This is a genomic window from Mesorhizobium sp. B2-6-2, assembly GCF_006440615.1.
In the GTDB taxonomy this organism is placed as follows: domain Bacteria; phylum Pseudomonadota; class Alphaproteobacteria; order Rhizobiales; family Rhizobiaceae; genus Mesorhizobium.
In genome coordinates this window covers 305,457-317,745 of the sequence record NZ_VFUG01000003.1, presented here as the reverse complement: position 1 = coordinate 317,745, position 12,289 = coordinate 305,457, and the positions used below count along the sequence as shown (strand labels likewise).

The window sequence follows — 12,289 nt, the reverse complement described above, 5'->3', positions numbered from 1 at the left end:
ATGACCAAGCAAGTGCTTTCGATCGAGCGCGTCTCGCCCGCCGACGAGCCCGCCATCCTCGCGCTCAACAACGAACATGCGGCAGAGCTGTCCTGGCTCGAGCCGGAAAGGCTTTCATTCCTGCTCGGGCAAGCCTTCTACACCCGCCGCATCGGCGCGCTCGAAGCCTTCATCATGTGCTTCGACCAGGACGCAAGCTACGACAGCCCGAACTTCCTCTGGTTCCGCGAGCGCTATTTGCGCTTTGTCTATGTCGACCGTGTGGTGGTCGCGGCCGGGACGCGCGGCCGTGGTCACGCCCGACGGCTTTACGAGGATCTGTTCGAGCAGGCCCGGCGCGCCGGCCACGCGATCGTCACCTGCGAGGTCAACGCCGATCCGCCCAATCCGGCCTCCGACGCCTTCCACGCAGCGCTCGGCTTCGCCGAGGTCGGCGATGCGGTGATCCACGGCGGCAGGAAGTCGGTGCGCTATTGGGCGAAGCCCATCGTCGCCTGAAGATGCCTCCGAAGCCGCTGGCAAGGAAAACAAGCCGCAGCTAACATGGCCGTTCCGCTGGTTGGGGGCGACGTCATGGCAAGCAATGTCTTCCGCTTCGACGAGAGCTGGGACATCCCGGAAGGCACGCCGCAGGAAGTGTGGGACGTGCTCTCGGACGCGCAGCTTCTGCCGCTCTGGTGGGGCGATGCCTACAAGGAGGTCGAGCCGCTCGACAAGAAGGGCAAGGGCGTCGTCGGTGCGCGCGCCAGGGCGAGAGCGCGCGGCGCCCTGCCCTATGAGCTGAACTTCATCATCGAGGCGGCCGAGCTCGAGCCCGGCCGGCTGGTGGTCGTCAAGACCTTCGGCGACTTCGACGGGCTCTGGCGGGCAGAGCTGTCGCCGTCCGGACGAGGCACGCATGTCGACCTTATCTGGCAGGTCACGGTCGAGAGGCCGATCCTCAAGCTGCTGGCGCCGATTCTGAGGCCAGCCTTCGCCTGGAACCATCGTTGGACCACGCCGCGCGGCGAAGCCGGGCTTCGCCGCTATCTCGCCGCGCAGAAGGCGGCCACGCCAGCCTGAGAGCGCTCACCAATTGCGGTTGAGCCAGCCGCGCGCGGGCTTTTCAACGATGTAATAGCTGCAGAGCGCGCAGGCGAACACAGCCGCCAGCATCGGGATCGGCGCGCGACCGTGCTCATCGACGAATTTGTAGAAAGGCTGCTGCCAGAGATAAAGCGAATAGGACCACAGGCCGAGCATCACCATCGGCCGCGACGACAACGGCCCCGTCAGATAGCCGCCCGCGAAGTCGAGCGTGTTGACGGCGAGCGCCAGCAGCGGCACGCCGACAAGATAATGGATCGTGGTCGGCACCGGATCGAGAAACAGCAACACGCCGCCAACCGCCGCCGCAAGCGCCACATGCTGGTTTTGCAGGAAAGCCGGCAGGCGCCCATCGGCCTTGAGCAGGCAGATCGCCGCGGACAGCAGGATCGAGGCGATATGCACGTCGCTCCGCCAGTAACTGGTCTCGTAGCCCATGCCGAGAACGCCGTACGAAATGGCGCCGTTGGCCATTGCCAGCAGCGCCAGCACCACCAGCAGCCGCACGACATTCGCCCGACCGGTAACCACCACGCTGATCAGCGCCAGCAGGATATAGGAATGCTCCTCGACGCAGAGCGACCAGATGTGGTCGAGCGCGCCGGCGCGGGTGATCAGGACGCCGGCGTAATTGTAGGTGAAGGTCAGCGCCGTCAGCGCCGCTTTCCACTTGAAGGCGATGAAGGTTCCGGTCAGGCCGATCATGGCGGCAATCACGAACATTAGCAGCGCTGGATAGATGCGCGAGAAGCGGCGCTTGAAGAATTTCTTCAGCGGAAAGCGCTCGATGAACAGGATTTCGCCCATCAGCCGGCCGCTCAGCACGAAGAAGAACTCGACGCCGAGCACGCCGAGATTGAGCCCTGGGACGGGAAAGAAATGGCCGACCAGCACCATGGCGATCGACAGGCCTCGCCAACCGTCGAGATAGGCCAGTCTTGCCCTGGCTTCCCTGTCGGTCGCGGCCCTCGGCAGGACAACGGACGCTGCGGAGATGTCGGTCATACCGTGCCTTCGCGACTCGAGGTCCGCATGCGAAACATTGCCCGCACCCCGACCATCTGGTATTCCCGCCGGATTTATTTTGCAGTGCGGGATAACTTTGTGCAAGTGCGAAGCCGCAATTCAACAGCCGTTTGCGTCTAAACCATTGCCGCAGCGAAAGAAAAAGGGGCCGCGAGGCCCCTTCTTTCATGCATGGTGTCGCCGTTCAGGCGTTGGCAGCGGCCACGGCGCGCTTGGCCATCACCGCGATCAAATTGGCGCGGTAATCGGCGGAGGCATGGATATCGCTCATCAGCCCCTTCGCCGGCACTTTGAGGCCGCCGAGTGCCGCGACGTCGAAATTCTTCGCCAGCGCTGCCTCGATTTCCTTGGAGCGGAAGACGCCGTCCTCGCCGGCGCCTGTCACTGCCGCCCTCACCCCGTCCTTGCCCTTGGTCACGAACACGCCGACGATGGCGTAGCGCGAAGCCGGGTTGCGGAATTTCTGGTAGGCCGCCTTGGCCGGAGCGGTAAAGCTCACCGCCGTGACGATCTCGCTGTCCTTCAGCGCTGTCTCGAACAGGCCCTTGAAGAATTTGTCCGCCGCGATCTCGCGCTTGTTGGTGACGATCGTCGCGCCCAGCGCCAGCAATGCCGCCGGATAGTCGGCCGCCGGATCGTTGTTGGCGATCGAGCCGCCGATCGTGCCCTTGTAGCGCACCGCCGGGTCGCCGATCAGCGATGCCATATGTGCAAGCGCCGGGCAGGCCTTCTTCAGCTTCTCGTCGGTGGAGACGTCGTAATGCGTCGTCGCGGCACCTATGGTCACGGTCTTGCCGGACACCCTGATGCCCTGCAGGTCCTTCAGCCGCGAGACATCGACGAGGTCCGACGGTGCCGCGAGCCGCGTCTTCATCGCCGGGATCAGCGTCATGCCGCCGGAGAGCAGCTTGGCGTCGCCGTTCTTCAGCAGCCTTGCGGCGTCAGCGACGGAGGAAGCGCGATGGTAGTTGACGGAATACATGTCTCTTTTCTCCCTTCGGGGAAAAAGCGAATAGGGAGTAGCGAATAGCGAGTAGGACTATCTATCCGCCGCATCGCTCTCCTCTCCCCTATTCGCTACTCCCTATTCGCTATTCGCTTTTCAATGCTTCGCCCGAACGGCCGACCACACCGTGGCGGGCGACGCCGGCATGGCGATGTCGACGACGCCGAGCGCATCTGTGATGGCGTTGATGACCGCCGGCGGCGAACCGATGGCGCCGGCCTCGCCGCAGCCTTTGACGCCGAGCGGATTGCCCGGGCATGGCGTGTTCGAGGTCGAGACCTTGAAGGACGGCAGGTCGGCCGCGCGCGGCATGGTGTAGTCCATGTAGCTTGCCGTCAGGAGCTGGCCGCTGGCGTCGTAATGCGCGCCTTCCAGCAACGCCTGGCCGACGCCCTGGGCGATGCCGCCATGCACCTGCCCTTCGACGATCATCGGATTGATGATGTTGCCGAAATCGTCCGCCGCGACGAACTGGATGATCTCCGTCATACCGGTTTCCGGATCGATCTCGACCTCGCAGATGTAGCAGCCGGCCGGGAAGGTGAAGTTGGACGGATCGTAGAAGGCCGTCTCCTTCAGCCCGGGCTCCATGCCCGCCGGCAAATTGTGGGCGGTGTAGGAGGCAAGCGCCACCTGGAACCAGGGCAGGCTCTTGTCGGTGCCCGCGACCTTGACCTCGCCATTCTCGATGACGATGTCGCCCTCGTCCGCCTCCAGCAGATGCGCGGCGATCTTCTTGGCCTTGGCCTCGACCTTGTCGAGCGCCTTGACGATGGCCGACATGCCGACGGCGCCGGAACGCGAGCCGTAGGTGCCCATGCCCATCTGCACCTTGTCGGTGTCGCCATGCACGATCGAGACGGAATCGATCGGCACGCCGAAGCGCTGGGTGACCAGTTGCGCGAATGTCGTCTCATGGCCCTGGCCATGGCTGTGCGAGCCGGTGAGCACCTCGATCGTGCCGGCGGCATTGACGCGCACCTCCGCCGATTCCCAGAGGCCGACGCCGGCGCCGAGCGAGCCGACCGCCGATGACGGCGCCAGGCCGCAGGCCTCGATATAGCAGCTCATGCCAATGCCGCGCAGCTTGCCCTGCTTGGCGGCGTCGGCGCGGCGCTTGGTGAAGCCGGCATAGTCGGCGGCTTTCATCGCCGCATCGAGCGAAGCGCTATAATCGCCAGCGTCATAGTTCATGATCACCGGCGTCTGGTGCGGGAAGGACGTGATGAAATTGCGGCGTCGGAGTTCCGACGGCGACACGCCAAGCTCGCGCGCCGCGGTCTCCATCGTGCGCTCGAGCACATAGGTGGCCTCCGGCCGCCCAGCCCCGCGATAGGCATCGACGGGCGCAGTGTTGGTATAGACGGCGCGCACATTGGCGTGGATCGCCGGGATGTTGTACTGGCCCGACAGCAGCGTCGCGTAGAGATAGGTCGGCACGCAGGACGAGAACAGCGACATGTAGGCGCCGAGATTGGCTATCGTATCGACCTTGAGGCCGGTGATGCGGTTGTCCTTGTCGAAGGCCATCTCGACCGTCGAGACATGGTCGCGGCCATGCGCGTCCGACAGGAAGCTCTCGGTGCGGTCGGCCACCCATTTGACAGGGACACCGGTCTTCTTCGATGCCCACAGGCAGACGATCTCTTCCGGATAGATGTAGATCTTGGAGCCGAAGCCGCCGCCGACATCCGGCGCGATCACCCGCAGCTTGTTTTCCGGCGCGACGTTGTAGAAGGCGCTCATCACCAGTCGCGCGACATGCGGATTTTGCGACGTCGTCCAGCAGGTATAGTGGTCTTCCGCCTTGTCGTAATGCCCGAGCGCCGCGCGCGGCTCCATCGCATTCGGCACCAGCCGGTTGTTGACGATCTTCATGCGCGTGACATGGGCCGCCGACTTGATCGCCGCGTCGGTCGCCTTGGCGTCGCCGAGTTCCCAGTCGAAGATCAGATTGTTCTCGGCCTCGGCATGGATCTGCGGCGCGCCGGGTTGGATCGCCTTCGTGGCATCGACCACGGCCTTCAGTTCCTTATAGGTGATCTCGACCGCTTCGGCCGCGTCGCGCGCCTGGCCCTTGGTCTCGGCGACGACGACGACCACGGCGTCGCCGACATAGCGCGCCTTGTCGACGGCGAGTGGCGACCACGCGCCCATCTTCATCGGCGTTCCGTCCTTGGAATGGATCATCCAGCCGCAGATCAGATTGCCGATGCCGTCTGCCTTGAGCTCCTTGCCCGTCAGGACGCCGACGACGCCCGGCATGGCCTGCGCCTTCTTCACGTCGATTTTCTTGATCTGCGCATGCGCGTGCGGGCTGCGCACGAATACCGCATGCTTCATGCCGGGAACCACCATGTCGTCGACATAGCGGCCGCCGCCGGTGATGAACCTCTTGTCTTCCTTGCGCGCCACGCGGGCGCCGACGCCTTCGATACCCATTGCGGAAATTCCTCCGGAATTCAGTGAATGGTGAATTGTGAAATGGTGAATGGCGAAAAGGAGAAGAGCCGGCGGCTCTATTCACCATTCACCATTGACCATTCACCACCTAAGCTGCCTGCTTCGCCTTGCCCTTGGCGCCCTTCGACATCGTCTTCGATGCGGCGAGGATCGCCTTCACGATGTTGTGGTAGCCCGTGCAGCGGCAGATATTGCCGTCGAGCTCGGCGCGCACAGTCGCCTCGTCGAGGCCTTGCGGGTGACGCGCGATCATGTCGGTCGCGGCCATGATCATGCCCGGCGTGCAGAAGCCGCATTGCAGCCCGTGATGCTCCTTGAACGCGGCCTGCACCGGATGCAGCTCGGCGCCGTCGGCCAACCCTTCGATGGTGACGATGGTCGAGCCCGAAGCCTGAACGGCGAGCATGGTGCAGGACTTCACCGCCCGGCCGTCGACATGCACGACGCAGGCGCCGCATTGCGACGTATCGCAGCCGACATGCGTTCCGGTGAGGCCGAGATGTTCTCGCAGGAAATGCACCAGCAACGTTCGGTCTTCGGCACTACCGCTGACCCGTTTCCCATTCACAGTCAACGACACGTCCGACATGCAGCCTCCCTGGGTATTAACCTTGGTCCTCGCCTTGCCGATGCCGTGCCTGTGCTTCGGCAGCGCGCTATTTGCGTACCGTACAACGCGCAAAACAGTGCTGCCAGCGCTGCGTCCCTTGTACTTTCGGTCATGGCCGACAAGCTGTTGAGCATGCCGCCCGGCCCATTGCCAAATCAGGGATTGAGGGCAAAGATGCCCTCGACGCGAAGCGTGCCTGACACGCATAAGAAAAGACACGCATAAAACAGCGTTGGAGGAAATTGCGGAGAAGGCGGCTGGCCAGTTCTAGCACACGCTATGCATCGGGCCTTTCGGCGCTCACCACGGATGAGCCCGATCCGAATGTTTTTGCCCGGGCCATCGCGGCCGAAGCCGCAATCGTCGACGCCGGCTTCGCGCTTTTGTTCTTCTCCCAGAGCTTGGTCGACGCGGCAGCGCTCGCGCAGGCGTTGACGGTACACGCGCCATCGCTTGCCTATGCCGGCTGCTCGACCGCCGGCGAGATCACGCCGCAGGGGCTGGAGGAAGGACATGTCCTTGCCCTGCTTTTGCCGTCGGCATCGTTTTCGACCGTCTCCACCATGGTCGAGAACCTCTCCTCGTCGGGCATGGACCGGATCACCGGCGAGGTCGCGTCGCTGCGGCGCCTGCTGCGCGGGCGCGTCGGCCAGGATCGGGCCAAGAACATATTCGCGCTCTGCTTCATCGACGGGCTGTCCTATGCGGAGGAAGCGGTGACCTCGGCCATCCACTGGGGGCTGGACGACATTCCGCTGATCGGCGGCTCGGCCGGCGACGACCTGAAATTCGAGACGACCAGGCTGATCGCCAACGGCACGGTCGCGTCCGACAGCGCCATCGTGGTGCTGGTCGCGACCGAGATCCCCTTCCACGTCTTCAAGACCGACAATTTCATTCCGACCGACGAGAAGCTGGTGGTGACGGCGTCCGACCCGGATCATCGTGTCGTGCGCGAGTTCAACGCCACCAACGCGGCGGAAGAATATGCCGCCTCCGTCGGCATCATGCCGCAGACGCTGACGCCGCTGAGCTTTGCCTCGCACCCCGTGGTGGTGAAGGTCGGCGGCGAATATTACTGCCGCTCGATCCAGCGCATGCATCCCGACGGCTCGCTGTCCTTCTTCTGCGCCATCGACGACGGCGTGGTGCTTTCCATCGCCCAGCCCAAGAATATGGTCGAAGCGACGCGCACCGCTCTCCAGGACGTCGAGCATCGGCTTGGCGGCATCGACATGATCCTCGGTTTCGACTGCGTGCTGCGCCGGCTCGACGCCCGCAACCGCCAGGTTTTTCGCGATATCTCCGAGCTCTATCGGACCAATAAGGTGATCGGCTTCGGCACCTATGGCGAGCAGTATCGTTCGATGCACCTCAACCAGACCTTTACCGGCATCGCCTTCGGCGAGCGCCAGGCGGCCGAGTGAGCGCCGATGCCGCTTCGCGACATCGACGACCTCGAAAGGCTGAAGAAGATCAACGCCGCGCTGGTCAGCCGCGTCGAGCGCTCGATGGACCAGCAGGGCAATGCCTTCTCGCTGTTCCAGACCGCGATATCGCTGGAAAACCGGGTGCGCAACCGTACCGAGGAACTGCACGCGACGCTGCGCCGGCTCGAGCAGTCGAACATCGACCTCAGCGCGGCGAAGGAGAGCGCGGAACTCGCGAACCTCTCCAAGACCAGGTTCCTCGCCGCCGCCAGCCACGATGTGCTGCAGCCGCTCAACGCCGCGCATCTGTCGGTCTCGGCGCTGGCAGAGGTCCAGGCCAGCGATGAAGGCAGGAAGCTGGTGCGCCAGGTCGAGCGCTCGCTGGAGACGATGGAAGACCTGCTGCGCACGCTGCTCGACATCTCCAAGCTCGACGCCGGCGTGGTGCAACCGGAAATCGGCGACGTCAGCCTGGAAGCGCTGTTCTCCTCGCTGCGCTCGGATTTCCTTCCGGAAGCGGCAAAGAAAGGCCTGTCGCTTAAATTCCGTCCCGTCAATGTCGCGGTGCGTTCCGACCGCACGCTGCTCAGGCGTATCCTGCAGAACATCCTCTCCAACGCGCTGCGCTACACCCGCTCCGGCGGCGTGCTGGTCGGCACAAGGCATCGCGGCGACACCATCCGCATCGACGTCGCCGACACCGGCTGCGGCATCCCCGAGGACCAGCGCGAGGCGGTGTTCGAGGAATTTCACCGCGGCACGTCCACGCTTGCCGACGCCGGGCTCGCCGGCGGGCTCGGGCTCGGCCTCGCGATCGTGCGCCGCATGGCGGCCGCCCTCGGCCACCCGGTGACCTTTTCCTCCAAGGTCGGGCGCGGCACCATCTTCCATATCGACGTGCCGGTCGGCATGGCCGCGGCCGAACCGGCGATGGCCGCCGCCGACATGGAGCGGCCGCGCGGCTACGGCCTGTTCGGCACCAAGGTGCTCCTGGTCGAGAACGACACGGACGTGCTCTCGGCAATGACCTCGCTGCTCGAGCGCTGGCAATGCCTGGTGCGCGCCGCCACCTCGACCGACGATGCGCTCGACCTGCTCGGCGACACCGCCTGGGTGCCCGACATCATCATCGCCGACCAGCATCTCGACGGCGGCGACCTCGGCACGTCAACGATAGCCGAAGTGCGCGACTATCTCGGCCGGACCGTGCCGGCGCTGATCGTCACCGCCGACGGCTCCGAACCCGTCGCCAAAGCCGCCCGCGCCGCCGGCATAGAGCTGATGCGCAAGCCGCTGAAGCCGGCGCAACTACGCGCGCTCTTGGCGCATTTGCTGGCTTAAAGACAGGCCCCACCCAGCCGAAGCCACCGTCTAAAAGAAATGCCAATCAGAATGACCAACGAAACCAAATGAGGATACAATTCTATGGCATCACCTTGGACCTTCCCGACGAATGGGAAGACATAACTGACGATCTTCCCAACAAGGGGCCACCGACCTTGGCCAAAACATCAGGTGTCGGCGCGCTTCAATTTACTATTGCCAGATACAGTGGCGGCGAGAAACCAAACGCAGATTTCGACGTTCCTAGATCGTTTATGATTCAATTTTGTCAAAACAACCACATAGCTGCCGAGCATATTTCTACGCAGAAATTTGGCAACATAATGTGCGTTGGAGTACTATCAAAGACAATTGATAAAATATTATCGGCGTGGTACTTATCGAATGGAAATGATTTTGCGTTAGCGACATACTTGGCTTTAGAAAGCAGGCTTGTAATCAAAGAATTAGAGGAAGCGAGAGCAATAATCTCATCTATATCTTTTTAGCGTCATGGTAGAGATCAGGATTGCGCAGGGATTACGGCGACAGTTCACTTTTCAGCCAGCGTTCAAAACCCAGCCTGATCTCGAAACAGCTCCGCATTGTCGAGCTTCGAGACCTCGATCACCGCCTGCGTGCGGCTGTAGACGTTGAGCTTGCGCAGGATCTCGGAGACATGTGCCTTGACGGTGGTCTCGCCCACCTGCAGCTCGTAGGCGATCTGCTTGTTGAGCATGCCCTGGCGCAGCATCTGCAGGACCCTCAGCTGCTGCGGCGTCAGCCTGGCAAGGCGCTGCACCATGTCGGCGCGATCGGTGCTGTCGGGGTCCGGCGGCTGGCCCTCGTAATTTTCCGGCACATAGACCGCGCCATCCATCACCGAACGGATGGCGGCGGCGAGATCGCTCTTGCGCGCCGACTTCGGGATGAAGCCGGCGGCGCCGTAGGACAACGCCTCAGAGATGATCTTCGGTTCCTCGTAGCCCGACACGATCACCACCGGCAGCCGCGGATAGCGGGTCCTCAGCTGCAACAGCCCCTCGAAGCCATGCACGTCCGGCATGCTCAAATCGAGCAGCGCGAGGTCGAACGGCTTGGCGTCGGCAAGAAGCTCGATCGCTTCCCCGATCGAACGAGCCTCGACCGTGTCGACGTCCGGATAGGCCATCTGCACGGCGCTGTGCAGCGCCTCGCGAAACAGCGGGTGGTCGTCGATGATCAGGAAGCGGGCGCGATCGTTGATTGCGGTCATTGCTCAGGATCAGGCATCGGTTCGGTTTCAGCCGGCACAGGATAGTCTCGTGACCATGGCCAGATTATTGGCAAATAGTATATCGCCCAATGGTACACGGCATTGTCCGTGAAGCGACAGGGCCAACATGTTCGCGGCCATAGAGCCTTGCTCGCCCGTCGAAATCGGCTGAAGGTGCGAACGATTCATGCCAGCACGGAGACCGCCCATGCCCGAATTCGTCCTTCCGCCGCCGGCCATTGCCTCGGTTGCCGTCGCAGGCTCGGCGGAGCGGTTTGCCGTGCGCCGCATCTTCTGCGTCGGCCGCAATTACGCCGCGCATGCGCGCGAGCTCGGCAATGATGAGCGCGACCCGCCCTTCTTCTTCACCAAGCCCGCCGACGCGGTGGTCGACAGCGGTGCCGAGATCCCCTACCCGCCTTTGACCTCGAACCTGCACCACGAGATCGAGCTTGTCGTGGCCGTCGGCAAAGCCGGCTTCCGCGTTCCGCGCGAAGACGCGCTCGCCCATGTCTGGGGCTATGGCGTCGGCGTTGACCTGACCCGCCGCGACCTGCAGGATCAGGCCAAGAAGGCGGCGCGGCCCTGGGATTGGTCGAAGGCGTTCGACCAATCCGCGCCTTGCGGGCCGCTGGTTCCGGCCGCGAAATCGGGGCATCCGGACAAAGGCCGCATCTGGCTTGCCGTCAACGGCGCGGTGAAGCAGGACGGCGATCTTGCCGAGCTGATCTGGCCGATCGCCGACATCGTCGCGATTTGCAGCGAGGCGGTCGAGCTGCAACCCGGGGACCTGATCTTCACCGGCACGCCGGCCGGCGTCGGCGCGGTCCAGGCCGGCGACAGGATCACCGGCGGCGTCGACGGCATCGGCGAGATCGCAGTGACCATCGGGCAGACGAGGCCATGAGCGACCTCGTCCTTCACAACTACTACCGCTCCTCCACCTCCTACCGGGTGCGGATCGCGCTGGAGATGAAGGGCCTGAACTACACTTATGTGCCGCACCACTTGCGCCATGGCGAGCATCTCGAGCCCGCCTATCGCGCCGTCAACCCGCAAGGGCTGGTGCCTGCGCTGATTCTTGACGATGGCACGCTTCTGACCCAGTCGCTGGCGATCATCGAATATCTCGACGAGATCCAGCCCGAGCCGCCGCTGCTGCCGAAGGATGCGCTGGGTCGAGCCCGCGTCAGGATGCTGGCGCAGATGATCGCCTGCGACATCCATCCCGTGAACAATCTGCGCGTGCTGACCTCGCTGCGCAGTTTGTTCGGCGCCGGCGACGAGGATGTCGTCAACTGGTTCCGGCACTGGGTGAACGAAGGTTTCCAGCCGCTTGAGAAGATTCTCGCTTCGTCGCCGCAGACCGGCACCTTCTGCCACGGCGATGCGCCGGGCCTTGCCGACATCTGCCTCGCCGCGCAGGTCGCCAACAATGCCCGCTTCGGCGTCGACATGGCGCCCTACCCCGTGATTGCGCGCATCAACGCCGCCTGCATGGCGCTGCCGGCGTTCCAGAAGGCTGCGCCGCAGAACCAGATCGATGCCGAATAGAGAAGCCAGGGATCCCGACGAGGCAAAGACGCTCGCCGACATCGAAGAGTACGGCTGCCACATCCTCTATGTGCTGGAGGAGGACGAGCATCCGCCCTTCGCTTACTCGGTCGGGATCGAGCACAATTTTGGCGTCCCTGAATTGGTCGTCATCGGGCTCAAGCAGGAGCTTTCGCTGACCATTATCAACGAATATTGCCGACGGGTGCGCAGTGGCGAGAGGTTCAGCGTCGGGGAGCGGACATCGGGTTTCCTGGGAGGCGGCTTCGACTGTCAGTTCGGTGCAGTCCATCCCGATCACTACCCAGAATATTTCGGCTGGGACATATGGTTTTATGACGGGCCCGATTTCCGGATTGTGCAGCTTATTTTTCCGACAACGTCCGGTGTTTGGCCGTGGGATGCCGAAGCCGATGACTGGTTTCGCGAGCGGCAGCCGCTGCTTGATATCTCACCTAACTAGAGGATGATCCCAAAAAGCGGGAACCGGTTTTCGGAGAAGATCATGCTGCTACAAAGATTTAGACCGGGATGGC

Annotated in this window: 13 protein-coding genes; 8 read left to right on the top strand and 5 right to left on the bottom strand. The window is 63.3% G+C overall.

Annotation, left to right across the window (positions count from 1 at the left end; all coding sequences use genetic code 11):
- Complete coding sequence (locus FJ419_RS09580; protein ID WP_140690258.1) at positions 1-498, top strand: GNAT family N-acetyltransferase; 498 nt, start codon at positions 1-3, stop codon at positions 496-498.
- A gap of 75 nt (positions 499-573) precedes the next feature.
- Positions 574-1,062: an SRPBCC family protein gene (locus tag FJ419_RS09575; protein WP_140690253.1), complete on the top strand. Its 489-nt coding sequence runs from the start codon at positions 574-576 to the stop codon at positions 1,060-1,062.
- Between the two features lie 6 nt (positions 1,063-1,068).
- Here the strand turns inward: FJ419_RS09575 and FJ419_RS09570 are convergent, their stop codons facing one another.
- The 4 genes from FJ419_RS09570 to FJ419_RS09555 form a co-directional block, all read right to left on the bottom strand.
- Positions 1,069-2,091, bottom strand: a complete 1,023-nt coding sequence (locus FJ419_RS09570) for an acyltransferase (RefSeq protein WP_140627205.1) — start codon at positions 2,089-2,091, stop codon at positions 1,069-1,071.
- A 205-nt stretch (positions 2,092-2,296) separates the two neighbouring features.
- Positions 2,297-3,094 (bottom strand): xanthine dehydrogenase family protein subunit M, encoded by a 798-nt coding sequence (locus FJ419_RS09565; protein ID WP_140690250.1) that lies wholly within the window; start codon positions 3,092-3,094, stop codon positions 2,297-2,299.
- A 120-nt stretch (positions 3,095-3,214) separates the two neighbouring features.
- Positions 3,215-5,560: a xanthine dehydrogenase family protein molybdopterin-binding subunit gene (locus tag FJ419_RS09560; protein WP_140690246.1), complete on the bottom strand. Its 2,346-nt coding sequence runs from the start codon at positions 5,558-5,560 to the stop codon at positions 3,215-3,217.
- Positions 5,561-5,669: 109 nt separating this feature from the next.
- The gene (locus tag FJ419_RS09555) at positions 5,670-6,170 is read right to left on the bottom strand and encodes a (2Fe-2S)-binding protein (RefSeq protein WP_140543203.1); all 501 of its coding nucleotides are present in this window, start codon (positions 6,168-6,170) and stop codon (positions 5,670-5,672) included.
- 263 nt (positions 6,171-6,433) lie between these two features.
- Between FJ419_RS09555 and FJ419_RS09550 the strand changes: the two genes are divergently transcribed.
- From FJ419_RS09550 to FJ419_RS09540, 3 genes are all read left to right on the top strand, one after another.
- Entirely contained in the window at positions 6,434-7,618 is a 1,185-nt protein-coding gene (locus tag FJ419_RS09550) for an FIST signal transduction protein (protein WP_246677909.1), read from the top strand.
- Between the two features lie 6 nt (positions 7,619-7,624).
- Positions 7,625-8,962, top strand: coding sequence for a hybrid sensor histidine kinase/response regulator (locus tag FJ419_RS09545; protein ID WP_140690240.1), 1,338 nt, complete (start codon positions 7,625-7,627; stop codon positions 8,960-8,962).
- A gap of 68 nt (positions 8,963-9,030) precedes the next feature.
- Positions 9,031-9,453, top strand: coding sequence for a hypothetical protein (locus tag FJ419_RS09540; protein WP_140690236.1), 423 nt, complete (start codon positions 9,031-9,033; stop codon positions 9,451-9,453).
- Positions 9,454-9,515: 62 nt separating this feature from the next.
- Here the strand turns inward: FJ419_RS09540 and FJ419_RS09535 are convergent, their stop codons facing one another.
- Positions 9,516-10,199 (bottom strand): response regulator transcription factor, encoded by a 684-nt coding sequence (locus FJ419_RS09535; RefSeq protein ID WP_140690233.1) that lies wholly within the window; start codon positions 10,197-10,199, stop codon positions 9,516-9,518.
- Positions 10,200-10,407: 208 nt separating this feature from the next.
- Between FJ419_RS09535 and FJ419_RS09530 the strand changes: the two genes are divergently transcribed.
- From FJ419_RS09530 to FJ419_RS09520, 3 genes are read left to right on the top strand one after another with little or no spacing between them, the layout of a single operon-like run.
- Positions 10,408-11,106, top strand: a complete 699-nt coding sequence (locus FJ419_RS09530) for a fumarylacetoacetate hydrolase family protein (protein WP_140690230.1) — start codon at positions 10,408-10,410, stop codon at positions 11,104-11,106.
- Positions 11,103-11,753: a maleylacetoacetate isomerase gene (gene maiA / locus FJ419_RS09525; protein WP_140690227.1), complete on the top strand. Its 651-nt coding sequence runs from the start codon at positions 11,103-11,105 to the stop codon at positions 11,751-11,753. The genes FJ419_RS09530 and maiA overlap by 4 nt, the downstream gene beginning before the upstream one ends.
- Positions 11,743-12,216 (top strand): DUF4262 domain-containing protein, encoded by a 474-nt coding sequence (locus tag FJ419_RS09520; protein ID WP_140690224.1) that lies wholly within the window; start codon positions 11,743-11,745, stop codon positions 12,214-12,216. Before maiA ends, FJ419_RS09520 begins: the two co-directional genes overlap by 11 nt.
- The last annotated feature ends 73 nt before the right edge of the window (positions 12,217-12,289 follow it).

Bases quoted from the DNA above. Each gene is read 5' to 3' on its own strand.
- FJ419_RS09545 (WP_140690240.1), top strand. From the start codon at position 7,625: ATGCCGCTTCGCGACATCGACGACCTCGAAAGGCTGAAGAAGATCAAC.
- FJ419_RS09520 (WP_140690224.1), top strand. From the start codon at position 11,743: ATGCCGAATAGAGAAGCCAGGGATCCCGACGAGGCAAAGACGCTCGCC.
- FJ419_RS09575 (WP_140690253.1), top strand. From the start codon at position 574: ATGGCAAGCAATGTCTTCCGCTTCGACGAGAGCTGGGACATCCCGGAA.
- FJ419_RS09555 (WP_140543203.1), bottom strand. From the start codon at position 6,170: ATGTCGGACGTGTCGTTGACTGTGAATGGGAAACGGGTCAGCGGTAGT.
- FJ419_RS09565 (WP_140690250.1), bottom strand. From the start codon at position 3,094: ATGTATTCCGTCAACTACCATCGCGCTTCCTCCGTCGCTGACGCCGCA.
- maiA (WP_140690227.1), top strand. From the start codon at position 11,103: ATGAGCGACCTCGTCCTTCACAACTACTACCGCTCCTCCACCTCCTAC.
- FJ419_RS09570 (WP_140627205.1), bottom strand. From the start codon at position 2,091: ATGACCGACATCTCCGCAGCGTCCGTTGTCCTGCCGAGGGCCGCGACC.
- FJ419_RS09560 (WP_140690246.1), bottom strand. From the start codon at position 5,560: ATGGGTATCGAAGGCGTCGGCGCCCGCGTGGCGCGCAAGGAAGACAAG.
- FJ419_RS09530 (WP_140690230.1), top strand. From the start codon at position 10,408: ATGCCCGAATTCGTCCTTCCGCCGCCGGCCATTGCCTCGGTTGCCGTC.
- FJ419_RS09540 (WP_140690236.1), top strand. From the start codon at position 9,031: ATGAGGATACAATTCTATGGCATCACCTTGGACCTTCCCGACGAATGG.
- FJ419_RS09535 (WP_140690233.1), bottom strand. From the start codon at position 10,199: ATGACCGCAATCAACGATCGCGCCCGCTTCCTGATCATCGACGACCAC.
- FJ419_RS09580 (WP_140690258.1), top strand. From the start codon at position 1: ATGACCAAGCAAGTGCTTTCGATCGAGCGCGTCTCGCCCGCCGACGAG.